The following is a 24594-nucleotide window of genomic DNA, read 5'->3' as shown; positions in this document are numbered from 1 at the left end:
CAAACGCTCGTTCTAATATTTTTCACTTGTTACGTTGGCAAAGCGGTTCGCCTTAATTGATCGCGCTTCTGTCTTTCCCCGGACAGAAGTTCTGGTCGCGACCGGCATCCGATGTGCCGGCAAATACCTGCCAATTCTGGTCTGCGCGTCTAACTCTTTTCCCCGTTCCCGATCCTCGGCTTGTCGCGCCCCGTGCCTCCGGATCCTTGCTGCAAACTATTCTCCACCCCGACAATTGCAGGCTGTTGACAGTCTGCCGTGATCATTCTTGTGGTCTGCTTCCGGTGGTGTTCTTGCGTCCCGCTTGCGCTCTCTTTATCTGGCGAAGTCCCGCTAATTCTATAGCACTCCGACGGTCTACCAGAACCAAAGACTACCAAAACACCGACTTATTACGAATCCCTATTTAATCTATTAACTAGAAAGGTTCGGCCTTTATCATTTCCGCTCCTTTTATCCGCAAATGCCGAAACGCGCAATTACCGATTCCATCTGTTCGATTTCCACCGGCCGGGAAAACCAGTAGCCCTGGGCCGCCAACGGAACAAAGTGACGCAACCACGCCAGTTGCCGTTCGTTCTCCACGCCCTCGACGATCAACTCGATACCCAGCGAGCGCGCAATGTTCACGATGTTCGAAATCATCAGGCACGAGCGCGACGAGTCGGGAATCGATTCGACAAAGGAGCGGTCGACCTTGAGCGTGTCGACGGCGAAGCGCGTCAGATAGGATAACGACGAATAACCGGTACCGAAGTCGTCGAGCGCGATTCGCACGCCCGTGCGCTTGAGCTGGTTGATCTTCGACTCGACCAGCGCCGGGTTCTTGACCATCACCGACTCGGTAATCTCCAACTCCAGGCGGCTGGGCCCGATGTCGTATTCACGCACGTAACGCTCGACCAGTTCGCAGATATCGCCGCGCCAGAACTGCACCGACGAGACGTTTACCGCGAGGCGCAACGATGCCATCGGCGTATCGCGCCACGCGGCCAGTTGCCGGCAGGCCTGCGCCAAAGCAAACTCACCGATGGCGACAATCTGCCCCGTCGTCTCGGCCAGCGGGATGAATTCCCCCGCGGCAATCACGCCACGCTCGGGGTGACGCCACCGGATCAATGCCTCCATGCCGCAGATGCAATCCGACTCAAGCGCGACGATCGGCTGATACGCCAGGAAAAACTCACCGTTGGCGAGCGCTTGCTCCATCTGACGCTCCCACACCACTAACTGGTGCGCCTGATACGTCATCTGTTGCGAGTACACCCTCACGACGCTCTTGCCCGCCTCTTTCGCCGAATACATGGCGAGATCGGCCTTCTTGATCAGATCGGCTTCGGTTTCCTCCGGCTTGGACCAGAAGGTCACACCGATACTCGCGTGCAGCGCAAACGACGTGCTATCGGCCACCATCGGCGCCTTCAAGACGGCAAGCAGGGCTTCGGCGAGCGGTTCGGCTTGAGTCACCGCCTCGTCGCCCCGCAACACCACCATGAACTCGTCGCCGGCAAAGCGCGCCAGCAAAGCGTCGGACGGCACGCGCGCGATAAAGCGCTCCGCCACCTGCCGGATGATCTCGTCACCCTGCGCGTGCCCCAGGGTGTCGTTCACGCTCTTGAAGTTGTCCAGATCAATATGCAGCAAGGCCACTTTGCCGACGTCGCCCGCATCGGCCAGGTCGTTTCGCAACGACTCCATCAATGCATAGCGATTCGGCAGCCCGGTTAGCGCGTCGTAGGAGATCAACCGTGTGAGTTGCTGATCGCGACCGATCAGGCGCTGCATCAGGTAGGCAATGAGCGCGAAGAACACCACCAGCGCCACCGAGACGAACGTCGCCATCGTGAGATAGACGCGCTCCACGTGACGATACTCAGCGAGTTCCTCGTCCATCGACAAGCCAACCTGAACGGCCAGCGGATAGTCGCCGAGATGGCGGTAAGCCACCACGCGTTCAACACCGTCGATCGGATCGCGCTGTACACCCGAGTTACGCTGCGCGGCGGGAAACGGCGGCAACTCGCCCGTCCCAGTCACGGCCACCCCTGCGCCGGTGCTGCGCGCGAGCAGCGTGCCATCGTCGGCGATCACAGCGATCTGACCGTACTGCCCGAGCACGGCGTTAGTGTAGAAGTCTGCGGTGAAGTAACTCGGCTCTTGCGAAACGACGACGACCCCGGCGAAGCTGCCGTCCGGGTTGTTCAGACGACGCGAGAATTGCAGCACCCACTTGCGTGATACGCGGCCGAATACGGGGTGACTGATGAAGAGGTTCTCGCTCGCGTCGTCGAGATGAACGCGAAAATGCTCGCGATCGGCAATGCTCACGCCGTTGCTACGCCCCGGGATGGTGGCCGCCGTGATGTTGCCTTTGGCATCGGCCAGACTCACGAGCACCATGTGACGGTCGGCGACGATCCCCGCATCCAGCGCCCCGTTCAGACTGAACTCGCTGCGATGATGTTCGAACTCGAATTTGACGAAGCGGGTGATCTGATCGACCTGACGGATAGCGCGCAAGGTCTGCTGTTCCAGCGCGCTGGCGACGGTCGATGCCGACGCGGCGGCGTCTCGCAGAATGGCCTTGTGTTCGAGGGAAATGCGCCACAGCACCGCTGTCCAGACGAGGACAAGGATCAGGAAACCGAAAATCAGAATCGCGACGATTGAACGATAGGACGTCGTCCAGCGCCCCCGCCTCGCTCCCGCCGTGCTCGGTTCCACCATAGGTCGAGATCCTTTCAGCCATCGCGCCCCCGCTCGATGGTCGATGTTGGCCCGGAATGTTCAGAGGATCCAACGGGTGGCGAATGATATCGCCGCCATGTTTTCCGGCAAGTGTAAGACAATCGGCCCGACCCTGAAAGCCGTTCCACGTCACTCAATCGGGGGATGTTTATCGCGCGCCCGGACACTTGGCATGCCGATCGTACGACCGGCGAGCGCAGCCCCGCCGTAACGGCGTCTCTTATCTTGGATTACGGAGTTTTCGGCGTTCGCCGCATCGGGAGAATCCCGGAGACAGACGCGCTGCGGCGAAAGCGCAGACGCAGAGTTCAGGTCTTCAGCAGATCGATGACACCTTCGAGCTTGCGGCGCAGATCGTCCACGTCGAAGCCAGTCTCGGTATCGTCCGCACCCGCCTCGGTGGCAGCGCGTGCCGCAGCGGCGACCGCGTTGCGGGCACCCCGCGGCGTGTCGGCTTCAAGCCGGTTGCGGGCACCGTTGATGGTGAAGCCTTGCTCATAGAGCAGTTCCCGGATACGCCGGATCAGCAGGACTTCATGATGTTGGTAGTACCGTCGATTGCCACGGCGTTTGACCGGGCGCAGTTGCGTGAACTCCTGCTCCCAGTAGCGCAGCACGTGCGGCTTGACGCCACACAACTCGCTCACTTCACCGATGGTGAAGTAACGCTTGGCGGGAATCGGCGGCAAGGCAACGTGATCCATCGCGGCGTCAGCGTGTTTGAACGACAGTTAGGATACGGCCGCCACAGAAAGCGGCGGCCGGGGACTTACTTGCTCAGTACGCCAGACTCCACCATCGACTTGAGCTTCTGACTGGCGTGGAAGGTCACGACACGACGGGCGGCGATCGGAATCGCCTCCCCCGTCTTCGGATTGCGGCCCGGGCGTTGCGGCTTGTCGCGCAACTGGAAGTTGCCGAAGCCGGAGAGCTTGACGCTGTCACCCGATTCGAGCGCGTCGCGGATCGATTCGAAAAACGCTTCGACCATATCCTTGGCCTCGCGCTTGTTCAGACCCACATGCTCGAACAACAACTCGGCCAGTTCGGCCTTGGTCAGCGTCGGCGCTTCGGTGCCGACTTCGTTCACTTCGCTACGACCCAGCGCGATTCGCTGCGCCGCGAGCATGGCTTCAAATTCACCAGGATTCATTTCGTTCATACGTCCCACGCGATGGCGATGACAGTGCGATAAACCACTCGCAACCAGACTCTACAATGCTTTACGCGCGCAATCGTGCGCCGAACGCGTCTCCAACCCGTTGTACCAACGCAGCGACAGCGCGCTCGACGGTCTCGTCCTGGAGGGTACCCGAGGGGTCTTGCAGAGTAACACGAAACGCCAGGCTTTTGTCTTGCGCGCCAAGCGATCCCGACGCTGCGCCGGCCTTCGGACGGAACTCGTCAAACAGGCGCACGGACTGCACCACGCTGCATGCCGGGTCGTCCTCACGTGCCGCCAGCATCGCGTCGATCAGCGGCTGCACCGCCTGCGACTGCGACACCACGAGTGCGAGATCTCGCGTGACCGGCGGGAACTTCGAGATCTCCTCGTAGCTCGCCACATCGCGCGCGAACAGCGCCTCCGCCTCGATCTCGAACAGCACCGGTGCGTGCGGCAGATCGTACTTCTGCTGCCAACGCGGATGCAATTCACCCACGAAGCCGACGCGCTTACCGTCGACTTCGATGGCCGCGCTGCGTCCCGGATGCAAGGCCGGATGCTCGGCCTTCACGAAGCGTGCGGTACGCGGTGCGAGCAGTGCTTCGAGATCGCCCTTCACGTCGAAGAAGTCGACCTGACGCGATGCGGCGCCCCATTGTTCGTCGAACACCGGACCGTAGGCGAGTGCCGCCACGGTCACTGGCTGGCGATAGCCGCCCACCGTCAGCTCACCCGACGCCACCGTGTTGTCGCGGTGATACGTGCGGCCGATTTCGAACACGCGAACGCGCGATGTCTTGCGGTTCAGGTTGTAGCGCGTGGTCGCGATCAGGCTGCCGATGAGCGTGGAACGCATCACGGCAAGGTGACTCGCGATCGGGTTGAGCAACTTGATCGGGTTGTCGTTGCCGGCAAAGTCAGCTTCCCATTCCACGTCGACGAAGCTGAAGCCCACCGTCTCGTGATAGTCGCGCGCGGCAATGGCGTGACGCACCGCGTGCTGCGAGCGGCGGCCTTCTTGCGTCGGACGCATGGCGCTTGCCGCGACCGGCGGGTTGGCCGGAATGCGGTCGAAGCCGTAGATGCGTGCAATTTCTTCGATCAGGTCTTCTTCGATTTCGATGTCGAAGCGATACGACGGCGGCGTGACTTCGAACACACCGTCCTTCAGCGCGAACGGCAGACCGAGGCGCGTGAAGATCTCACCCATCTCCTGCTCGCTCACCGGCACGCCGAGAATCTTAACGGCACGGGCCACACGCATCGTCACCGGCTTGCGCTCGGGCAGACGCGCCACTTGATCTTCCAGCGGGCCAGCCTGGCCGCCGCAGATTTCCAACACGAGTTGCGTGGCGCGTTCCAGCGCACGCACGTTGCCGGCGAAATCGACGCCGCGCTCGAAACGGTGCGACGCATCGCTCGTGAAGTTGTACTTGCGGGCGCGGCCCTGAATGGCTTGCGGGAAGAAGAACGCACCTTCCAGGAAGATGTTCTGCGTTTCCAGACCGGCCTTGGTCGAGTCGCCGCCCATGATGCCGGCCAGCCCGATCGGGCCGCTGGCGTCAGTAATGGCGAGCACGCTCTCGTCGAGCGTGACGGTTTGTTCGTTGAGCAGTTTGAGCGTTTCGCCCGCGCGGCCGAAGCGCACGTCGATGCCGCCCTGCAGACGGTTCAGGTCATACACGTGCAGCGGCTGGCCCAGTTCGAGCATCACGTAGTTGGTGATGTCGACCAGTGCCGAGATGCTGCGCTGACCGGCGCGCTCAAGGCGCTCGACCATCCAGCGCGGCGACGGCGCCGCGGCATTCACGTTGCGGATGATACGGCCACCGAAACGACCACAGCCTTCCGGCGAGGTGATCTTGACAGGGAACGTGTCGGCGATCGTCGACGGCTGCGCGCCTTGGCCCGGCAAATCCTTCAGCGGGGCGCCAGTGATCGCGGCCACTTCGCGCGCGACGCCGAGCAACGAGAGGCAATCGGCCTTGTTCGGGGTGAGCTTCACGACGAAGACGGTGTCGTCCAAGTCGAGATACTCACGGATGTTCATGCCGACGGGGGCATCTTCCGGCAAGATCATCAGACCGCCATGGTCTTCCGAGAGCTTGAGCTCACGGGCAGAACACAGCATACCGAAGCTCTGCACGCCGCGCAGTTTGCCGATCTTGATCTGGAACGGGGCCGCGCCGGGTTCTGCCGGCGGCAGTGCGGCGCCAACCGTGGCGCACGGCACTTTGATGCCCGGGGCAACATTGGGCGCGCCGCACACAATGGTGAGCGTCTCGCCGGTGCCGGCATCCACCTGGCAAACGTTCAGGCGGTCAGCATCCGGGTGACGGGCCACTTCGAGCACCTTCGCCACCACGACGCCGGTAAACGGCGGGGCGACGGGGTCGGTTTCCTCGACTTCGAGCCCGGACATCGTCAGGGCGTGCGCCAACGCGTCGGTCGACAGATCTGGGTCGACCAGGGTACGCAGCCACGATTCAGAGAATTGCATGGATCAGTTCGCTCGCAGTTAAGTCTTCACATCCGAGAGCCCGGCGGCAGCAACTTGGCGCGCCTGCACAGGGCCGTCGACATCAATTACATGAATTGGCGCAGGAAGCGCAGATCGTTCTCGTAGAACAGACGCAAGTCCTGCACGCCATAGCGCAGCATCGTCAGGCGCTCGAGGCCGGAGCCGAACGCGAAACCGATGTAGCGCTCGGGGTCGAGACCCATGTTGCGCACCACGCTCGGATGCACCTGCCCCGAACCCGAAATCTCCAGCCACTTGCCGGCGTTCTTGCCGGTTTCAAATTGCATGTCGATCTCGGCGGACGGTTCCGTGAACGGGAAGTACGACGGGCGGAAGCGCACCTGAATGTCGTCGCGCTCGAAGAACTTGCGCAGAAAATCGGTGTACACGCCCTTCAGGTCGGCAAAGCTGATGTCTTCGGCAATCCACAGGCCTTCGACCTGATGGAACATCGGCGAGTGCGTGGCATCCGAGTCGACGCGATAGGTACGCCCCGGGGCGATGACCTTGATCGGCGGCTTGTTCATGCGCGCATAACGCACCTGCATCGGGCTGGTGTGCGTGCGCAGCAGCAACGGCTTGCCGGCGTCGTCGTTACCTTCGACATAGAAGGTGTCCTGCATCGAACGGGCCGGATGGTTTTCCGGGCTGTTCAGGGCAGTGAAGTTGAACCAGTCGGTTTCGATCTCGGGGCCGTCGGCCACGTCGAAGCCGATGGAACGGAAAATCTGTTCAACGCGCTCCCAGGTATTGAGCACGGGGTGCAGGCTACCGGCACCCAGACCACGCCCGGGCAGCGTCACGTCGATGGCCTCGGCGGACAGGCGCGCATCGAGCAGCGCATCGGCCATGGCTTGACGGCGCGCCTGCAAGGCGCCTTCGATCTGTTGCTTGGCCGCGTTGATCCGTGCGCCTTCGCTCTTGCGGGCTTCGGGATCGAGCTTGCCGAGGCCTTTGAGCAACTCGGTCAATTGGCCGGTTTTGCCAAGAAAGCGGGCTTTCTCGTTTTCCAGCGCGGCGGCGTCGGGAGCGGCGGCGAACGCACGCTGCGCTTCGCTGACGATAAGTTCCAGATCCATATGCTACAGGCTCAAGTTAGGCGGTCGAATGGCCGCATGTACATGCAAAAAAGCAGTCGAAAAACAAAAGGGGGCTCCGATGAGAGCCCCCTCCTGGCGAATGGCGCGCGGTAAAACGCGCTATACGCTAACTACAGCTTCAGGCTGCGACGGCGGCTTTCACCTGGGCGACAACCGCGGCAAATGCCGGCTTGTCGTTGATGGCCATGTCGGACAGCACCTTACGGTCGAGTTCGATCGAGGCCTTCTTCAGACCAGCGATAAACACGCTGTAGGTCATACCGTGCTGACGCACACCTGCATTGATACGCGCAATCCACAAGGCGCGGAACACGCGCTTCTTGTTACGGCGATCGCGATAGGCATATTGCCCAGCGCGCATAACCGCTTGCTTAGCGATGCGGAAGACGTTATTGCGGCGGCCGCGGAAACCCTTGGCTGCTGCGATGACTTTCTTATGGCGGGCCCGTGCAGTGACCCCACGTTTGACTCGAGGCATATTTCTCTCCTATCTAAGTCGGGGTTTAAGCGAAGGGCAGCATTGCGCGTACGGAGTTCATATCGGAATCATGAACGCCGACGGCACCGCGCAGGTGACGCTTATTCTTGGTGGACTTCTTCGTCAAAATGTGACGCTTGAAAGCCTGACCACGCTTAACGGTACCGCCCGGACGCACGCGAAAGCGCTTCTTGGCACCGCTCTTGGTTTTCATCTTAGGCATGAAAAACTCCGAGGTTTTTAACATGATCACAGGTGTGACGCCAAAATCGCGCCCCTTGTAGAACCCGGGATCACTTGTGTTCAGGGCCTGACTGCACCCTGTATCGCTACTACGACCCTCTCGGGCCGCAGTGCAATTCTTTAATGCCCGGCAGTGTCAGTCGACACCGCCACGGCTTATTTCTTCTTCGGCGCGATGACCATGATCATCTGACGGCCTTCCATCTTCGGCATCTGTTCCGGCTGACCGAACTCTTCGAGGTCGGACTTCAGACGTTCCAGCATACGAGCACCGATTTCCTGGTGAGCCATCTCACGGCCGCGGAAACGCAGCGTGATCTTGGTCTTATCGCCGTCTTCGAGGAACCGCTTCAGATTGCGCAACTTGACGTTGTAGTCGCCGTCGTCAGTGCCAGGCCGGAATTTGACTTCCTTGATCTGGACAATCTTCTGCTTCAGCTTGTTCTCGTGCGCCTTCTTCTGTTCCGAATACTTGAACTTGCCGTAGTCCATCAGACGGCACACCGGCGGCTGCGCCGTCGGTGCGATTTCCACCAGATCGACATCAGCCTCTTCGGACAGACGGAAAGCTTCGGCCAGTTTCATGATGCCGAGAGCCTCGCCATCAACGCCAGTTAGACGCACTTCAGGCGCGGTGATTTCGCCATTAATGCGATGCGACTTATCGGTAGCGATGTTGCTATTCCTCGAAAAAAGTCAAAAATTTAGCCGCGCTGTCCGACAGGCGTTATTGGAACGATGCGCATTCTTGCGCAAGACGTTCGATGAGCGCGTCAACGGGCATCACACCCAGATCCACGCCGCCACGGGCACGCACGGCTACCGTATTCGCCTCTTGCTCTTTGTCCCCCACTACCACGAGATAGGGAACTTTCTGCAACGAGTGCTCGCGTATTTTATAGCTAATTTTCTCGTTGCGCAAATCGGCCCGAGCCCTAAGCCCTTGTTCTTGCAACTTTTTCGTCACTTCGAGTGCGTAATCGGCCGTTTTTTCGGACACATTCATCACGATCAGCTGCTCCGGCGCCAGCCAGGCGGGCATTGCACCAGCATGGTGCTCGATCAAAATACCGATGAAACGCTCTAACGAACCCAGAATGGCACGGTGAAGCATGACCGGACGCTTGCGGCTGTTGTCTTCCGCCACATACTCGGCATCCAGACGCTCCGGCATCGAGAAATCGACCTGCATCGTGCCGCACTGCCACTGACGGCCCAGCGCATCCTTGAGCGTGTACTCGATCTTCGGACCGTAGAACGCGCCATCGCCCTCGGCGATCACGAATTCGCAGCCCGAACGGCGCAGCGATTCCATCAGCGCGAATTCGGCCTTGTCCCAGTTTTCGTCGGAACCGACACGATGCTCAGGGCGCGTCGCGACCTTGTAGATCATGTCCGAGAAGCCGAAATCCTTGTACACCGCGTGCAGCAGGGCCGTGTAGTTCACGCACTCGTCGAGAATCTGGTCTTCCGTACAGAAGATGTGACCATCGTCCTGCGTGAAGCCGCGCACGCGCATCAGGCCGTGCAAGCCGCCCGACGGCTCGTTGCGGTGGCACTGACCGAATTCACCGTAGCGCAGCGGCAGATCGCGATAGCTATGCAGCGACGAGTTGAAAATCAGCACATGGCCCGGACAGTTCATCGGCTTGAGCGCGTAGGAGCGGTTCTCCGATTCCGTCGTGAACATGTTGTCTTTGTAGTTCTGCCAGTGGCCCGACTTCTCCCACAGCGAACGGTCGAGAATCTGCGGACCCTTCACTTCCTGGTAACCGTTGTTGCGGTAGACGCGGCGCATGTACTGCTCGATCTGCTGCCAGAGCGTCCAGCCCTTCGGGTGCCAGAAGACGAGACCCGGCGCCTCTTCCTGCATGTGGTAGAGGTCGAGCGCCTTGCCCAGCTTGCGGTGATCGCGCTTTTCGGCCTCTTCCAGCATGTGCAGGTACGCTTCCTGATCTTCCTTCTTCGTCCAGGCCGTACCGTAGATGCGCTGCAACTGCTCGTTCTTCGCGTCGCCGCGCCAGTAGGCGCCGGCCACCTTCATCAGCTTGAAGACCTTGAGCTTGCCCGTGGACGGCACGTGCGGACCGCGGCAAAGATCGACGAACTTGCCTTCGCGGTACAGACCGATTTCGTCCGTCGCGGGAATCGATTCGATGATCTCGGCCTTGTACTTCTCGCCCATCGACAGGAACAGACGCACGGCGTCGTCACGCGAGAGCACTTCGCGCGTGACCGGCTCATCCTTCTTGGCGAGCTCGTGCATCTTCTTCTCGATGGCTTCGAGATCTTCCGGCGTGAAGGGGCGGTGGAATGCAAAGTCGTAGTAGAAGCCGTTCTCGATGACCGGGCCGATCGTGACCTGCGCCTCGGGGAACAGCTCCTTGACGGCATACGCCAGCAAGTGAGCCGTCGAGTGACGGATGACGTCGAGACCGTCGGCGTCCTTGTCCGTGACGATTGCCAGATTGACGTCGCGATCGATCAGATAGGACGTATCGACGAGCTTACCGTCGACGCGGCCGGCGAGAGCCGCCTTGGCCAGACCCGTGCCGATCGAGCCGGCGACCTGGGCCACCGTCAGCGGGGCTTCGTACTGGCGTTGCGAACCATCAGGCAAACGTACCGAAATCATGTCGCACTCCCATGCGCTAAAACGTCACGCGCGGCCCACGCCACGCGGCAAAACCACGAAAAAAAACGGCCTCGACTGTCGTCGAGGCCGTCTCTTCATTCCTTGCATCCAGACGAAAAACACCCTCGACTAACGTCGTACCTTCACCACTGTGAAAGTTCGGGCCGTTTTCAACATGAGTGTTTTCTTCCAGCGTCTGTGTCTGCGGGGTCTCGCGGACTGTAATGCTTCAAAATTCGTTGGTAGGCTCGATTGGACTCGAACCAACGACCCCCACCATGTCAAGGTGGTGCTCTAACCAGCTGAGCTACGAGCCTATTGCAAGAGAACGAGATTCTAGCAAGATTTCCGCACGTCGCCAAGCGATTATTGTGCCTGATCACTAAAAACCGCGTCGGGTGGGGCTTTCCGGTGACTTCCTTGCGCAGAAACCGCGCCACCCTTCTGCCCTGCCCGCCCGATTTTGTCCCGCTTTCGTCTTGCTTTACCCCACCTATCGACGCCGGGACGACACGACGCCCGTCACCCCGGTGAGTTGCGCCAGCGCGCGCTGCAATTGACCGCCATCGCGTACTTCGACGGTGAATTGCATGAACGCCTGCGCCCCCTTCGACTGGGTGCTCACGCCCGTGACATTGAGCTTCTCGCGAGAAAACACTTCCGAGATGTCGCGCAGCAGCCCCTGACGATCCGTCGCCTCGATCTGGATATCGACCGGGTATGCCGCTACGCCACGGCCCTCAAGCACATCACCCGACCAGGCGGTCTGGATCACCCGCTCAGGCGCACGCGCCTTCATTGCCTGAAAACTCGTGCAGTCCTGCCGGTGGATCGACACGCCCTTGCCGCGCGTGACGAATCCCACAATCGGATCGGGCGGCGCCGGACGGCAGCACTTGGCCAACTGCGTGAGCAATGCCCCCACACCGACCACCAGCACGCCGCTCTTCGCGCCCTGCGCAACGCTCGTGTCCAAACTCTTCTTGGCGACGAGCGTATCTTCGTCGCGCGGATCGGGCCCGGGCAGGTTGCCCGACAGCGCCTGCTCGACGTGACGCAGGCTGAACTCGTCTTTCGCCACCGACGCGTAGAGGTCGTCCGGCGTCTTGAAGCCCAGCCGCGCCGCCAGTTCTTCCAGATTGACCGACGTCTTGCCTTCGCGCTGCAAGGTCTTGTCGATCAATGCGCGGCCGTGCGAAATCGTCTCTTCGAGATCGATCGTGTTGAACCACTGGCGCACCTTCTGCCGCGCCCGGTGGCTCTGCAAATACCCCAACTGCGGATTGAGCCAGTCGCGCGACGGCCCACCCTGCTTGACGGTCACGATCTCGACCGTCTGGCCGTTTTGCAGTCCGGTATTGAGCGGCACCATCGCGCCATCGACCCGCGCGCCTCGGCAGCGATGCCCCAGCTCGGAATGCAGGTGATAGGCGAAGTCGATCGGTGTAGCGCCCTGCGGCAACGAAATCACGCGCGCCTGCGGTGTCAGCACATAGATGTGGTCGTCGATGGTGGCGCGCTTGAGCTGCTCCCAGGGCTGCGCTGCCCCTTCGGCGCCCACCGTGTCCGCGACATCGTCTTTCCACGCCAGCAACTGCCGCAACCACGCAATCTTCTCGTCGTAAGCGTCGCCCGCCGAAAACGCGCCACCGTACCCGCGCTGCCCCGCTTCCTTGTAGCGCCAGTGCGCGGCGATGCCGTACTCGGCGAAGTGGTGCATCTCGTGCGTGCGGATCTGCACTTCGAACGCCCGGCCGTCGTCGCCGATGACCACGGTATGCAACGACTTGTAGCCGTTGGGCTTGGGCCGCGAGATGTAATCGTCGAACTCTTTCGGAATGGGCTGCCACAGGTTGTGGACAATGCCCAGCACGGTGTAGCAATCCTTGATGTCGTCCACGATCACGCGAAACGCGCGCACGTCGTAAAGCTCGGCGAAGTCGACGGCCTTGCCGCGCATCTTCTTCCAGATGCTGAAGATGTGCTTCGGCCGGCCAGACACTTCAGCCTTGACACCGGCACGCGCCAGTTCGTCTTGCAACCGCTCGATCGCCCCTTCGATGAAGGTCTGCCGCTCGACCCGCTTCTCTTCGAGCAACTTGGCGATCTGCTTGTACGTCACCGGCTCGAGAAAGCGGAACGCGAGGTCTTCCAGCTCCCACTTCAGTTGCCAGATCCCGAGACGGTTTGCCAGCGGCGCGTAGATTTCGAGGACTTCGTGGGGCATGTCCTCCGGCGGCGCCTTCTTCTGCGCGGCATACCACCGCAGCGATTGCAGCCGGGAGGCCAGCCGGATCATCACAACGCGAATGTCCTGCGCAAACGCGAGCAGCATCTTGCGCAAGGCTTCCACCTGCGACTTGCGTTCATCGGAGGCGTCGCGGTCGCGCCCGTCCGACGGCATGGCATGCGCCGCCAGCGAGCCCGCGCCCGAGAGACGCTGCAATTTACGGACGTCGATGACCAGCGCAGAGACCTCTGCGCCAAACTTCTGCGTCAGTGTCGTTTGCGTATCGGAGAGAAATTCGCCCGCGCAGAAGAGCGCTGCGGCCTGATGCGTCGCCTCGTCCACACGCAACGTGTCGAGAATCGCGAGCATGCCGCGCGCATGCGCCATGACAGGCTCGCCGGACGAGAGGACGTTCTCGCCGCACAGCACGCCGGCGAACGCGAGCGCGTCGTCGAGTGTCGCGGGCAATGCTGCGGGCAGCGATGCGTCGCCCACACCCGCCGTGGCACTCGTCGGATTCTTGGAATTCGTCGAGTTCGTGGCAGCGGGCGTCGGCGCTTGATGTTGGGTCATGTCGTTACACGGGGCAGCGAGTGCCCCTCAGAGTACGGGTCGTACGCTCAGCTTTCGCGCTGTGCGGCCACGACCACAATTTCAACGAGCATTGCGGGGTCGGCCAAGGCCGCCTCGACCGTCGCGCGCGGCGGCGCGTTGCCGGCCGGCACCCAGTCGTCCCACACCTGATTCATTTCACCGAAGTGCTTCATGTCGGCGATAAAAATCTGACACGACAGAATCAGGGTCTTGTCGCTGTTGGCCTCGGCGAGCAAGCGATCGATGTGGGCGAGTACCTGACGCGTCTGCCCCGCCATGTCTTGCGTGCGGTCGTCGGGCGTCTGGCCGGCCAGGTAGACGGTGCCGTTATGCACAGCCATATCCGACCAGCGCTTTTCGACGTAGAAACGTTGTACTGCCATGATGTAAGACTCCTCGTATTCTTCTAAGACTTCGGACCAGCCACCGTCTGACGCGCATCGGCACCAGTTCAGTCGGCATATCCGTCAAAAAACCGGCGTGCGATCTGGATCTGATCGTCATGCACGAAAGTGGGCGCGTGACCCACGCCGGGAATTTCTACGGCACGCGCATGTTGTGCGTGTGCCAGCATTTGTTCAAGCGTCGTGCGCGAGAGCAGATCGGACTGCTCGCCACGCACGATCAACGTGCGGCCCGGGAATGCCGCGAGCGACGCCCAGAGTATCGCCTCGCCGGCCGCAATCGCCTCTGCCGGGACGGCCGAAAACGCGGCACCGATCGCCGGGTCGTAGCGAAGCACGTAGCCATCGCCGTCCGCCTTGAGCAACGGCTCGCTCAGCGCACGCCACTCCTCTCGCGTGTGCGGCCCGAACGACGACGAGATCGACCAGAGATAATCGACCGCTTCATCCATCGACGCGAATCGTTTCGGGATGCCGACGTACTGACCGATGCGCACGAGCGACGACGCATCGATATGCGGCCCGACATCGTTGAGCACCATATTGCGAATAGGCGAGTCCGGCAAACCTGCCAGCCCCATGCCAATCAGTCCACCCATCGACGTGCCGAACCAGTCGACCGTCGCAACGCCCAGGCGCGCAATCAATGTGACCATGTCAGACGCGTACTGCGGCACGACATAGCCCGCCGCGTTGCGCAACCAGTCCGATTGACCGCGCCCGACGACGTCGGGACATACGACACGATAGTCGTCGGCGAACGCACGCGCCATCGCGTCAAAATCGCGACCGCAGCGCGTCAGCCCATGTACGCACACCAACACGCGCGGGTTCTCGGGGTCACCCCACTCCGCATACGCCATGCGATGCAGACCGGAGGGGCTCAGACACTGAACGCTCGACAGACGTGGCACGTGGTTCGCATGGATCGGCATGGCAGACTCATCGGATCGATGTGGATCGGTATGGATCGGTATGGATCGTATTGACCGTATTGATCGGTATACAGCCCGAATTCTACCGCGCTTGCCGCGAACCGTAAGCTAGAATGGGTCGACTCATGGGCCGCATCGCGCTTCAGTCACAGCGGCTCGCTGCAACTTTCACACGCAATATGCCAACGGAGACGACGTAATGCTGAAAGGAAAGATCGCCCTCGTGACCGGCTCGACCAGCGGTATTGGCCTAGGGATGGCACAGGCGCTCGCGGCACAAGGAGCCACGCTGATCGCGAACGGATTCGGTGATGCCGACGCTGCCCGCAAGGCCATTGCCGAGGCCGCCGCCAAGGCTGGTCACGCCGACGTGAAGGTCGGTTACCACGGGGCCGACATGAGCCGTGCCAGCGAGATCGAAGCGATGATGCAATACGCCGAAACCGAATTCGGCGGCGTCGACATTCTCGTGAACAATGCCGGCATTCAGCATGTGGCCGAAGTTCAGGATTTTCCGACGGACAAATGGGACGCGATCATCGCGATCAATTTGACGTCGGCGTTTCACACCACGCGCCTCGCGCTGCCGACGATGCGCGCGCGCAATTGGGGCCGCATCATCAACATCGCCTCGGTGCATGGCCTGGTCGGCTCGGCCGGCAAGTCGGCCTACGTTGCTGCCAAGCACGGCATCGTCGGTCTGACGAAAGTCACCGCGCTGGAGAATGCGCAAAGCGGTGTGACGGCCAATGCCATTTGCCCGGGATTCGTGCTGACACCCCTCGTGCAGAAGCAGATCGACGATCGCGCCGCGCGTGAACACCTGTCGAGCGACGACGCCAAACGCTCGCTGCTGGGCGAGAAGCAACCCTCGGGCGAGTTCGTCACGCCCGACCAACTCGGCGCGCTCGCCGTGTTTCTTTGCAGCGATGCCGGTGCGCAAGTGCGCGGCGTCGCCTGGAATATGGATGGCGGCTGGGTCGCGCAGTAATCGCGATCTGAGCGGCGCCGGGCACTATCGGTGCCGCACCGGAAACGGCGCGGCCAAACAAAACGGGCGGGGATATCCCCGCCCGTTTTGCCTTCCATCGACAACCGGGTTCAACGGCCCGGCTGCCCTCAGCACATCAACGCTTCAGCCCTCAGACAGCGCTCGTATCGAGCGGCGCCCCGGTCTTCTGCGAAATTTCTTCCTTCGTCACGCCCGTTGCCAGCTCGACGACCTTGAGGCCGTCCGGCGTCACGTCGATCACACCGAGGTCGGTGATGATGCGATTGACCACACCCACGCCCGTGAGCGGCAGATCGCACGCCTTCAGAATCTTGTGCGCATCGCCCTTGGCCACGTGTTCCATGAGCACGATCACACGGCCGACACCGGCCACGAGATCCATCGCGCCGCCCATGCCCTTGATCATCTTGCCGGGGATCATCCAGTTCGCCAGATCGCCCTTCTCGCTGACCTGCATCGCCCCGAGGATTGCCAGGTTGATGTGACCGCCGCGAATCATCGCGAACGAGTCGGCCGACGAGAAGATCGACGAACCCGCCAGCGTCGTCACCGTCTGCTTGCCGGCGTTGATCATGTCGGCGTCAACTTCGTCTTCGGTCGGGAACGGGCCGATGCCCAGCAGGCCGTTTTCCGATTGCAGCCAGACTTCCATGCCGTCCGGCACATGGTTGGCCACCAACGTCGGCAAGCCGATGCCGAGGTTCACGTAAAAGCCGTCTTCAAGCTCACGCGCCGCGCGCGCCGCCATTTCATCACGATTCCATGCCATGGTTATCTCCTTGATCCCGGCGCTTACTTGGCACGTACCGTGCGCTGTTCGATGCGTTTTTCCGGCGTCTTGTTCAGCACGATGCGCTGAACGAAGATGCCCGCCAAATGCACATCATCCGGATCGATGGCGCCGGTCTCGACCAGCTCTTCGACTTCCACGATCGTGACTTTCCCGGCCATGGCGGCCATCGGGTTGAAGTTGCGTGCCGTGCGATGGAACACGAGGTTACCGGCGCGGTCGGCCTTGGCGGCCTTGATCAGGGCCACGTCGGCGCGCAGCGAGCGCTCCATGACGTAGGTTTCGCCATCGAATTCGCGCGTTTCTTTGCCTTCGGCGACGACCGTGCCCACACCGGTCTTGGTGAAGAATGCCGGGATGCCGGCACCGCCGGCGCGCAGCTTTTCGGCGAGCGTGCCTTGCGGCGTGAATTCAAGTTCGAGTTCACCGGCCAGGTACTGGCGCTCGAACTCCTTGTTCTCACCGACGTACGACGAGATCATTTTCTTGATCTGACGCGTCTCGAGCAGCAGGCCAAGGCCGAAGCCGTCGACGCCCGCGTTGTTGCTGATGCAGGTGAGCCCCTTCGTACCCGAGTCGCGCAACGCAGCGATCAGGGCCTCCGGAATGCCACACAGGCCGAAGCCGCCGACAGCGAGCGTTTGCCCGTCTGCGACGACACCGGCGAGCGCCTCCTTGGCGCTGGCGAATACCTTGTTCATCGTTTGTCCCTTTCCCTCGGTTGAGAATTGAAATTATGCCGCGCGCTTGCGCGTTGCGTCGCTCGCGCTGCCCGGTCCAACCTTGCGGCCACGCGTCTCATGCAATCATAGAGCTTACGGTGCCGTGCAAATGGGGCACAATACGTGAAATTACATATCTTCCCGCGTGCCGGGCCGCTGCACGCGGCGCTCCGGCGCACGGACCGCCCCGATCAGCCCCCTGCTCCGCCCAGCCCCCATGCCGACGTTCGACTACCAGACAGCCTTTCACATTGCCCCAGTGGGTCTGGTCATCTCCCGCCAGCGAATCATCGAAGACTGCAATCGCGAGCTTGGCAAGATCTTCGGTTATGAGCACGAAGCGCTGATCGGCCAGTCGTTTCAGGTGCTGTACCCCTCACCGAAAGAGTTCGAACGCATTGGCGAGCGCATTCCGCCGATCATGAGTTCGCAGGGCGTATATTCCGACGAGCGCATCATGCGCCGGGGTAACGGCGAACTGTTCTGGTGCCATGTGACGGGGCGCTCGCTCGACGTGAAGGATCCGCATGCGGCCGGCCTCTGGACCTTCGAGGACATGTCGGCTACGCGTCGCGTCGCCGTCGCCCTCACCGCACGCGAGCGAGAAATTGCCGCACAACTGGTGCAAGGCAAGACCAGCAAGCAAATCGGCAAAATTCTCGAAATCAGCCCGCGCACGGTCGATATCTACCGCGCGCGCCTGATGCAGAAATACGGCGCGGGCACTGCCACTGAACTGGTTCAGCGACTGTTGGGCAACTGAGCGGCTAGCCGCCCAACCAGCCCGCGCGCCGACGCGGGCTTACGCCACCAGTGCGCGAATCGATGCCGGCAGCGGCACCGACTTCTCTTCCAGATAGTTCACCCACACGATCTTTGCGCCGCCTTCAGCCGCGATCACGTCGGGCGTGTCGGCACGGCGCAGTTCGAAACGGGTGTCCACGCTCGTGCGTCCCGGCTCGCCAATGAACATGCGGCAATCGATATCGCCCGGGTAACGCAGTTGCTTCAGAAACGTCATGTGTGCATTGATGATGACCGGGCCCTCGCCCGCCGAGCGCTCTTCCGAGGCGACGTCGAGCGTCTCCAGCCAACTGATCCGCACCTGCTCCATATAGCGGAAGTAGACGGTGTTATTGACGTGACCGAACGCATCCATATCGCCCCAGCGAATCGGCATGCTCATGCGAAAGACTTCCTTGTATTGCGACGACACTGCGAATTCTCCATGGTGAAAAGACAACGCCCCGCCGACGGTCGGCAGGGCGTCATGGAGACAAAGTGTAGCGCGTTGGCCCGGTGGCCGGGCACTAGCGCCGTAGGGGCTGGCCTCGGTTGGTCGCGACCTCGTCGCCTTTCACCGCGGCTTCGGCCCGTTCCACCAGATCGCGGCCGACGAGCACTTTCCACTTCATATAAACCGGGCGCGTCGCGTCGATGAACCGTTGGCGCTGGTCGGGTGTGAGCCGCGTGACCTTGACGCCGCGCGTCTCCAACTCCTCCCACATCGCACGCCCCGAGCTGAGCAGATCTTCCCGCGCGAGCGTGACTTCGAAACGAGCGGCCTCCACGGCGGCGTCGCGCACGATGTCGCGGTCCTGCGCCGACCAGCTATCCCATACCTGCCGGTTGACCACAAAGACGATCGGGTCGGCCACGTAATCCCACACCGTGACATAACGCTGCCCGACCGTATCGAGCCGGACGTTGTTATAGATCGTCATCGGATTTTCCTGCCCGTCGATCTTGCGGTTGCGCAGCGCGCGAATCGCATCGTTCCACGTCATCTGGGTCGGATACGCCCCGAGCGCCGTGAAAATATCGTTGAACAGCAATGAGCCGACCACACGAAAACGCAAGCCGCGCATGTCGTCGGGCGAGCGAATCGGGCGGCGGGAGTTGGTCAGTTGCCGGAAGCCGTTTTCGCCCCACGCCAGCGGCACCACGCCCTGCTCCTCCACGCGGCGGAAAAGTTCGCGGCCCACGTCGCCATGCGTGAGGGCATCGAGCGAGCGATATCCCTTGAGCAGGAACGGCAGCGAAAACACATTGAATTCGGGAATCGCCGACGACCAGTTGATCGTCGAACCGACGGCCATGTCGATCACGCCCTGGCGCAGCGCCGAAAATTCGCGCGTCTGGTCGCCGCCGACCAGCGCCGCCCCCGGGTGCAATTTGATATTGATGCGCCCGTGCGTGCGCTCCCGGACCATATCGGCCCAGAGTTGCGTGCCTTTGCCCCAGGGCGTGCCCGCATCGGGCACGATCGACAGTGTGTATTCGGGCTTGTAGGTTTGAGCGGCAACGGGCAATGCCGTTGCGGCGAGGGCAAGCGCGACTCCGATGAGCCCCCGCCAGCCTGGATTACGCATGGTGTCCTCGAGACGATTCGGGTTCCGACGTCTGGCGCTGCCTGAAGCGCGACGTCCTTCACAACCCCGTGTGCATCGACGAATTATGCGCCCGCCCCCCGCACACGACTGCCTCGGACAATCCCCGATTGCCGCATTGCAGCGAGCCTGCGCAATCGGGGGCCAACCTTGCGATCGCAGGCAATGTCATGCGTGGCTTACGCGCTGCATCTCCTCGTGCCAGTTCGTGCCACTGCATGCAGCCACACGTCGTCTCACATCCGCCTGTACACCGCTCAACCCACGGCCAGACCGTCGTCAATGGTCATGATCGAGCCGTTGATAAAACGAGAATCGTCCGACGCCAGCAGCAGAATCAGCCCGTCGAGATCGCTCGGCTCGCCAACGCGTTGGCGCGGCAGCATCTGAATGAGCTTGCGCCCGGCTTCCGTCTGCCAGTGATCGTGATTGATCTCGGTATCGATGTAGCCCGGACACAGCGCATTCACATTGATGTTGAAACGGCCCCATTCGAGCGCCATCGCGCGCGTCATGTGAATGACCGCGGCCTTGCTCACGCAATACACGCCGAGCATCGGAATCGCGCGCTGACCGGCTACCGACGCCACATTGATGATCCGGTGCTGACGCTGCGGGTCGCCCTTGGCGCGCCGGAGCATCCGTTTGGCCACTTCCTGCGCCACGAAGAACGCGCCGCGCGTGTTGGTGTCGAGCACGTAGTCGTATTCCTGCGGCGTGACGTCGACCAGCTTCTGCTGTGTCGAGACCCCGGAATTGTTGATGAGAATGTCGATGGCCCCCGCTTCGGTCTCGGCATGCGCCACCCCCGCGCGAATGCTGTCGTAGTCGGTCACATCGAGCGGTACCACGTGGGCCGCCCCGCCCAGCGCCTCGATTTCAGCGCGCAACTCCTTGAGCCGTTCCACGCGGCGGCTGGCCAGCACGACCTTCGCCCCGGCCTGCGCGAGCACCTTGGCAAACTGCATGCCGAGCCCGCTCGACGCGCCCGTGACCAAGGCCACCTTCCCTTCCAGATTCAGCGAACGCCCCATCCTGATCTCCCTCGCGCCCGGACGCGCATTGAATAACGACAGTGCCGCATAGCCCGCCGCTAGAGCTTCTTACCTAGCAAACCGAACGATCGTGCTATTAATATGCGGTTGCGAGGTGTTCCCCATTCCCGGAAAATGGCCGCACCCACGAATTCTAACGTTTATAACAGGAGCATCAATGGATCCCAAGCTGCTCGAGCAGTACGGCCCGAGGGAATCGATGGAGTATGACGTCGTCATTGTTGGCGGCGGTCCGGCCGGTCTGTCCACGGCCATCCGTCTGAAGCAGCGCGCGCAGGAAGCCGGCAAGGAGATTTCCGTTTGTGTGTTGGAAAAAGGCTCGGAAATCGGCGCTCACATCCTGTCCGGTGCCGTCATGGATCCGCAGGCGCTCACCGAACTCATCCCCGACTGGAAGGAACGCGGCGCGCCGCTCGACACCCCCGTCAGCGAAGACCGTTTCCTGTTTCTGACGGAAACGGGCGCGACCTCCACGCCGTCGTGGCTGCTGCCTGCCTGCTTCCAGAATCATGGCAACTACGTCATCAGCCTGGGCAATGTGGTGCGCTGGCTGGGCCAGCAGGCCGAAGCACTGGGCGTCGAGATCTTCCCGGGCTTTGCTGCCGCCGAAGTGCTCTATGACGAAAACGGCGCCGTGATGGGCGTTGCCACCGGCAACATGGGCGTGGGCAAGGACGGCGAGCCGACCGAGAACTTCCAGCTCGGCATGGAACTGCACGCCAAGTACACCATCTTCTCTGAAGGCGCACGCGGCAGCCTCGGCCGCCAGTTGATGCGCAAATTCAATCTGGACGAAGGCCGCGATCCGCAGGCCTATGGTCTGGGCATCAAGGAATTGTGGGAGATCGATCCGGCCAAGCACAAGGAAGGTCTGGTCGTTCACACGGCCGGCTGGCCGCTCAATTCGCACACCTACGGCGGTTCGTTCCTGTATCACCTGCCGAACAATCAGGTCGCCGTCGGCTTTATCGTCGGCCTCGATTACAGCAACCCGTATCTGTCGCCGTTCGAAGAATTCCAGCGCTACAAGACGCACCCGTCGATTCGCCACTTCCTCGAAGGCGGCAAGCGCGTGTCGTACGGCGCGCGCGCGATCACGGCCGGCGGCCTGCTCTCGTTGCCCAAGCTTGTCTTCAAGGGCGGCGCACTGGTCGGCTGCGAAGCCGGCTTCCTGAACGCCAGCCGCATCAAGGGCAGCCACGCCGCCATCAAGACCGGCATGATGGCCGCCGATGCAGCGTTCGATGCACTCACGGCCGAGCGTCAGCGCGATGAATTGAGCGCCTATCCGGTGGCGTTCGAGCAATCGTGGCTGTTCGAGGAACTGAACAAGGCGCGCAACTTCAAGCAGTGGTTCAAGAAGGGCCTGACGGTCGCGACGCTGATGACCGGCATCGAGCAGAAGCTGCTGGGCGGCAAGATGCCGTGGACGATCCACCGCAAGAAGGCCGATCACGAATGCCTGCTGCCGGCGGCGCAGTGCCAGCCGATCGTCTATCCGAAGCCGGACGGCAAGCTCACGTTCGATCGTCTGTCGTCGGTGTTCATCTCCAACACCAACCACGAAGAGAATCAGCCGGCGCACCTCACGCTCAAAGATCCGAGCGTGCCGGTCGGCATCAACCTCTCGGAATACGCCGGACCGGAACAGCGTTATTGCCCGGCCGGGGTGTATGAGTTCGTGAAGAACGACGACGATTCGGAACGTCTGCAAATCAACGCGCAGAATTGCGTGCATTGCAAGACGTGCGACATCAAGGACCCGACGCAGAACATCGTGTGGGTCACGCCGGAAGGTGGCGGCGGGCCGAACTATCCGAACATGTAATTCCCGACAGCCGCCGGTTCGCCCGGCGGTTTGTCATTTCGCGGGTCGCTTTGCGAACGCTGACTGACGGTCGCGAACCCTCGCTCGATTCACGCCAAAGGCAAGGAGGCTTCATGCCAAGAACTTCCCCAACTTCGCTGTTTTCCCTTCGTTCAACGGCTATCTCAGGTGCTGCGCTTGCCGGTGCGCTATTGATCGCCAGCCCGGCGGTGCAGGCAAAGACCATGAGTTATCTCTGCGAAAACGGGCACGTCGCGGTCGTGGTCTATGACGATCACAATCTCGGCGGCGACGTCACGCTGTATTGGGCCGGCAAGCGCGAAGTGCTCAAACCTGCGCGGGCCGCGAGCGGTGAGAAGCATGTCGGGCGAACGCTTATCTGGTGGAGCAAAGGGCCGGAAGGCACGCTCTACACCGCGAAGGGCGAGCAGCCGATCACGCAGTGCAAGGAATAAGCCGGTAGCGGTCGGTAGCGGTCGGTAGCGGTCGGTAGAAATAAAAAACGCCAGACAAATCGTCTGGCGTTTTTTCTATGCGCAGCCTGCGAGCTTTGCGAACGGTCAGCGCCGCCGCAAACGTGTCGCAAATTTACTCCGGTGCGTGTGAAGCAATCACCGGCGTGCCGACGTGAACGTCGCCACATTGCGCACGATGGCGCAGTGCGTGGTCGATCAGCACCAAGGCCAGCAGCGCCTCGGCAATCGGCGTTGCGCGAATGCCCACACACGGGTCGTGACGTCCGAACGTCTCGACCGTCGCCGCATCGCCGGCCTTGTCGATGGAACGGCGCGGCGTGCGAATGCTTGAGGTCGGCTTGATGGCGATCGAAACATCGACATCCTGCCCGGTGGAAATACCGCCCAGAATCCCGCCGGCATTGTTGCCGACGAAGCCTTCCGGGGTCAGCTCGTCGCCGTGCTCAGAGCCCTTTTGCGTCACGCTGCGGAAACCCGCACCGATCTCGACACCCTTCACGGCGTTGAGGCCCATCATCGCGTGTGCAATGTCGGCATCGAGGCGATCGAACAGCGGCTCGCCCAGACCGACCGGCACGCCCGTCGCGACCACACGCAGCTTCGCGCCGACGGAGTCGCCCGCCTTGCGCAGGTCGTCCATATAGGCTTCGAGTTGCGGCACGACGTCGGCATTCGCTGCGAAGAACGGGTTTTGCGACACTTGCGACCAATCGGTCTGCGGCACTTCAATATCGCCGAGTTGCGTCATGCACCCGTGAATCTGCACACCATAGCGCTCGGCCAGCCACTTCTTGGCAACGGCACCTGCTGCCACCACCGGGGCCGTCAGACGTGCCGACGACCGGCCGCCGCCGCGATAATCGCGCACGCCGTATTTCTGCCAGTAGGTGTAGTCGGCATGGCCGGGACGGAACGTCTCGACGATATTGCCGTAGTCCTTGCTGCGCTGATCCGTATTGCGGATGAGCAAGGCGATGGGGGTGCCCGTCGTCACGCCCTCGAAGACACCGGAGAGAATCTCGACGGCATCGGGCTCGTTGCGCTGGGTGACATGGCGCGACGTGCCGGGGCGGCGGCGATCCAGCTCGACCTGGATGTCGGCTTCCGTGAGCGCCATTCCCGGCGGGCAGCCGTCGATGACGCAACCGATGGCCGGGCCATGCGATTCGCCGAAAGTGGTGACGGTAAACAGGGTTCCAAGCGTATTGCCAGACATACGGGGATCAGGTTGGGGTGAGACGGGAAGGCCCTATTATGCCAGCGATCCC

22 protein-coding genes and 1 tRNA gene are annotated in these 24594 nt (G+C 61.7%); 4 read left to right on the top strand and 19 right to left on the bottom strand.

Annotated elements, in window-relative coordinates; genetic code table 11:
* Window positions 1-453 precede the first annotated feature (453 nt).
* The 13 genes from AT302_RS09185 to AT302_RS09125 form a co-directional block, all read right to left on the bottom strand.
* Window positions 454-2727: a bifunctional diguanylate cyclase/phosphodiesterase gene (locus AT302_RS09185; RefSeq protein WP_058378177.1), complete on the bottom strand. Its 2274-nt coding sequence runs from the start codon at window positions 2725-2727 to the stop codon at window positions 454-456.
* A gap of 329 nt (window positions 2728-3056) precedes the next feature.
* Window positions 3057-3452 (bottom strand): MerR family transcriptional regulator, encoded by a 396-nt coding sequence (locus AT302_RS09180; protein WP_058378176.1) that lies wholly within the window; start codon window positions 3450-3452, stop codon window positions 3057-3059.
* A gap of 65 nt (window positions 3453-3517) precedes the next feature.
* On the bottom strand, window positions 3518-3910 hold the full coding sequence (locus AT302_RS09175) for an integration host factor subunit alpha (RefSeq protein WP_058378175.1): 393 nt from the start codon (window positions 3908-3910) through the stop codon (window positions 3518-3520).
* A 61-nt stretch (window positions 3911-3971) separates the two neighbouring features.
* Window positions 3972-6413 (bottom strand): phenylalanine--tRNA ligase subunit beta, encoded by a 2442-nt coding sequence (gene pheT / locus AT302_RS09170; RefSeq protein WP_058378174.1) that lies wholly within the window; start codon window positions 6411-6413, stop codon window positions 3972-3974.
* An 86-nt stretch (window positions 6414-6499) separates the two neighbouring features.
* Window positions 6500-7513 (bottom strand): phenylalanine--tRNA ligase subunit alpha, encoded by a 1014-nt coding sequence (gene pheS, locus AT302_RS09165; RefSeq protein WP_058378173.1) that lies wholly within the window; start codon window positions 7511-7513, stop codon window positions 6500-6502.
* A 139-nt stretch (window positions 7514-7652) separates the two neighbouring features.
* Window positions 7653-8012: a 50S ribosomal protein L20 gene (gene rplT, locus AT302_RS09160; RefSeq protein WP_058378172.1), complete on the bottom strand. Its 360-nt coding sequence runs from the start codon at window positions 8010-8012 to the stop codon at window positions 7653-7655.
* Window positions 8013-8037: 25 nt separating this feature from the next.
* Window positions 8038-8235 carry a 50S ribosomal protein L35 gene (rpmI, locus tag AT302_RS09155; RefSeq protein WP_058378171.1) on the bottom strand — a complete coding sequence of 66 codons (198 nt, stop codon included), beginning with the start codon at window positions 8233-8235 and terminating at the stop codon, window positions 8038-8040.
* Between the two features lie 176 nt (window positions 8236-8411).
* Window positions 8412-8930 carry a translation initiation factor IF-3 gene (gene infC, locus AT302_RS09150; protein WP_084656116.1) on the bottom strand — a complete coding sequence of 173 codons (519 nt, stop codon included), beginning with the start codon at window positions 8928-8930 and terminating at the stop codon, window positions 8412-8414.
* 52 nt (window positions 8931-8982) lie between these two features.
* Window positions 8983-10890, bottom strand: coding sequence for a threonine--tRNA ligase (gene thrS / locus AT302_RS09145; RefSeq protein ID WP_058378169.1), 1908 nt, complete (start codon window positions 10888-10890; stop codon window positions 8983-8985).
* A gap of 240 nt (window positions 10891-11130) precedes the next feature.
* Window positions 11131-11207, bottom strand: a tRNA-Val gene (locus tag AT302_RS09140).
* A 176-nt stretch (window positions 11208-11383) separates the two neighbouring features.
* Window positions 11384-13693 (bottom strand): RelA/SpoT family protein, encoded by a 2310-nt coding sequence (locus tag AT302_RS09135; protein ID WP_407668833.1) that lies wholly within the window; start codon window positions 13691-13693, stop codon window positions 11384-11386.
* A 47-nt stretch (window positions 13694-13740) separates the two neighbouring features.
* Entirely contained in the window at window positions 13741-14097 is a 357-nt protein-coding gene (locus AT302_RS09130) for a RidA family protein (protein WP_058378168.1), read from the bottom strand.
* A 68-nt stretch (window positions 14098-14165) separates the two neighbouring features.
* Entirely contained in the window at window positions 14166-15053 is an 888-nt protein-coding gene (locus AT302_RS09125) for an alpha/beta fold hydrolase (RefSeq protein WP_058378167.1), read from the bottom strand.
* Window positions 15054-15252: 199 nt separating this feature from the next.
* Here AT302_RS09125 and AT302_RS09120 point away from each other — a divergent pair, with 199 nt between their 5' ends.
* Complete coding sequence (locus tag AT302_RS09120) at window positions 15253-16044, top strand: 3-hydroxybutyrate dehydrogenase (protein WP_058378166.1); 792 nt, start codon at window positions 15253-15255, stop codon at window positions 16042-16044.
* Between the two features lie 151 nt (window positions 16045-16195).
* On the opposite strand, the gene AT302_RS09115 is transcribed toward AT302_RS09120, so the two are convergent.
* Together AT302_RS09115 and AT302_RS09110 are read right to left on the bottom strand one after the other, a co-directional pair.
* Complete coding sequence (locus AT302_RS09115) at window positions 16196-16834, bottom strand: CoA transferase subunit B (protein ID WP_058378165.1); 639 nt, start codon at window positions 16832-16834, stop codon at window positions 16196-16198.
* Window positions 16835-16857: 23 nt separating this feature from the next.
* Window positions 16858-17556 carry a CoA transferase subunit A gene (locus tag AT302_RS09110; RefSeq protein ID WP_058378164.1) on the bottom strand — a complete coding sequence of 233 codons (699 nt, stop codon included), beginning with the start codon at window positions 17554-17556 and terminating at the stop codon, window positions 16858-16860.
* Window positions 17557-17794: 238 nt separating this feature from the next.
* Between AT302_RS09110 and AT302_RS09105 the strand changes: the two genes are divergently transcribed.
* Window positions 17795-18340, top strand: a complete 546-nt coding sequence (locus AT302_RS09105; RefSeq protein WP_058378163.1) for a PAS and helix-turn-helix domain-containing protein — start codon at window positions 17795-17797, stop codon at window positions 18338-18340.
* Window positions 18341-18379: 39 nt separating this feature from the next.
* Here the strand turns inward: AT302_RS09105 and AT302_RS09100 are convergent, their stop codons facing one another.
* The 3 genes from AT302_RS09100 to AT302_RS09090 form a co-directional block, all read right to left on the bottom strand.
* Window positions 18380-18763, bottom strand: a complete 384-nt coding sequence (locus tag AT302_RS09100; RefSeq protein WP_058380204.1) for an acyl-CoA thioesterase — start codon at window positions 18761-18763, stop codon at window positions 18380-18382.
* A gap of 124 nt (window positions 18764-18887) precedes the next feature.
* Complete coding sequence (locus tag AT302_RS09095) at window positions 18888-19949, bottom strand: DctP family TRAP transporter solute-binding subunit (protein ID WP_058378162.1); 1062 nt, start codon at window positions 19947-19949, stop codon at window positions 18888-18890.
* A 275-nt stretch (window positions 19950-20224) separates the two neighbouring features.
* Window positions 20225-21001: an SDR family oxidoreductase gene (locus AT302_RS09090; RefSeq protein WP_058378161.1), complete on the bottom strand. Its 777-nt coding sequence runs from the start codon at window positions 20999-21001 to the stop codon at window positions 20225-20227.
* Between the two features lie 178 nt (window positions 21002-21179).
* On the opposite strand from AT302_RS09090, the gene AT302_RS09085 reads away from it, so the two are divergent.
* Complete coding sequence (locus AT302_RS09085; protein WP_058378160.1) at window positions 21180-22850, top strand: electron transfer flavoprotein-ubiquinone oxidoreductase; 1671 nt, start codon at window positions 21180-21182, stop codon at window positions 22848-22850.
* Between the two features lie 113 nt (window positions 22851-22963).
* Window positions 22964-23305, top strand: coding sequence for an MliC family protein (locus tag AT302_RS09080; protein WP_084656115.1), 342 nt, complete (start codon window positions 22964-22966; stop codon window positions 23303-23305).
* A 133-nt stretch (window positions 23306-23438) separates the two neighbouring features.
* On the opposite strand, the gene aroC is transcribed toward AT302_RS09080, so the two are convergent.
* On the bottom strand, window positions 23439-24542 hold the full coding sequence (gene aroC, locus AT302_RS09075; protein WP_058378158.1) for a chorismate synthase: 1104 nt from the start codon (window positions 24540-24542) through the stop codon (window positions 23439-23441).
* Window positions 24543-24594 lie beyond the last annotated feature (52 nt).

This window comes from Pandoraea norimbergensis (genome assembly GCF_001465545.3).
Classification (GTDB): Bacteria; Pseudomonadota; Gammaproteobacteria; order Burkholderiales; family Burkholderiaceae; genus Pandoraea; species Pandoraea norimbergensis.
The sequence above is the reverse complement of the archived record's forward strand: the minus strand, read 5'-3'. Positions and strand labels throughout refer to the sequence as shown.

Bases quoted from the DNA above. Each gene is read 5' to 3' on its own strand.
- AT302_RS09095 (WP_058378162.1), bottom strand. From the start codon at position 19,949: ATGCGTAATCCAGGCTGGCGGGGGCTCATCGGAGTCGCGCTTGCCCTC.
- thrS (WP_058378169.1), bottom strand. From the start codon at position 10,890: ATGATTTCGGTACGTTTGCCTGATGGTTCGCAACGCCAGTACGAAGCC.
- AT302_RS09175 (WP_058378175.1), bottom strand. From the start codon at position 3,910: ATGAACGAAATGAATCCTGGTGAATTTGAAGCCATGCTCGCGGCGCAG.
- pheS (WP_058378173.1), bottom strand. From the start codon at position 7,513: ATGGATCTGGAACTTATCGTCAGCGAAGCGCAGCGTGCGTTCGCCGCC.
- AT302_RS09180 (WP_058378176.1), bottom strand. From the start codon at position 3,452: ATGGATCACGTTGCCTTGCCGCCGATTCCCGCCAAGCGTTACTTCACC.
- pheT (WP_058378174.1), bottom strand. From the start codon at position 6,413: ATGCAATTCTCTGAATCGTGGCTGCGTACCCTGGTCGACCCAGATCTG.
- AT302_RS09130 (WP_058378168.1), bottom strand. From the start codon at position 14,097: ATGGCAGTACAACGTTTCTACGTCGAAAAGCGCTGGTCGGATATGGCT.
- AT302_RS09120 (WP_058378166.1), top strand. From the start codon at position 15,253: ATGCTGAAAGGAAAGATCGCCCTCGTGACCGGCTCGACCAGCGGTATT.
- AT302_RS09125 (WP_058378167.1), bottom strand. From the start codon at position 15,053: ATGCCGATCCATGCGAACCACGTGCCACGTCTGTCGAGCGTTCAGTGT.
- AT302_RS09115 (WP_058378165.1), bottom strand. From the start codon at position 16,834: ATGGCATGGAATCGTGATGAAATGGCGGCGCGCGCGGCGCGTGAGCTT.
- AT302_RS09090 (WP_058378161.1), bottom strand. From the start codon at position 21,001: ATGGGGCGTTCGCTGAATCTGGAAGGGAAGGTGGCCTTGGTCACGGGC.
- aroC (WP_058378158.1), bottom strand. From the start codon at position 24,542: ATGTCTGGCAATACGCTTGGAACCCTGTTTACCGTCACCACTTTCGGC.
- rplT (WP_058378172.1), bottom strand. From the start codon at position 8,012: ATGCCTCGAGTCAAACGTGGGGTCACTGCACGGGCCCGCCATAAGAAA.
- AT302_RS09100 (WP_058380204.1), bottom strand. From the start codon at position 18,763: ATGAGCATGCCGATTCGCTGGGGCGATATGGATGCGTTCGGTCACGTC.
- rpmI (WP_058378171.1), bottom strand. From the start codon at position 8,235: ATGCCTAAGATGAAAACCAAGAGCGGTGCCAAGAAGCGCTTTCGCGTG.
- AT302_RS09185 (WP_058378177.1), bottom strand. From the start codon at position 2,727: ATGGTGGAACCGAGCACGGCGGGAGCGAGGCGGGGGCGCTGGACGACG.
- AT302_RS09085 (WP_058378160.1), top strand. From the start codon at position 21,180: ATGGATCCCAAGCTGCTCGAGCAGTACGGCCCGAGGGAATCGATGGAG.
- AT302_RS09135 (WP_407668833.1), bottom strand. From the start codon at position 13,693: ATGACCCAACATCAAGCGCCGACGCCCGCTGCCACGAACTCGACGAAT.
- AT302_RS09080 (WP_084656115.1), top strand. From the start codon at position 22,964: ATGCCAAGAACTTCCCCAACTTCGCTGTTTTCCCTTCGTTCAACGGCT.
- AT302_RS09105 (WP_058378163.1), top strand. From the start codon at position 17,795: ATGCCGACGTTCGACTACCAGACAGCCTTTCACATTGCCCCAGTGGGT.
- AT302_RS09110 (WP_058378164.1), bottom strand. From the start codon at position 17,556: ATGAACAAGGTATTCGCCAGCGCCAAGGAGGCGCTCGCCGGTGTCGTC.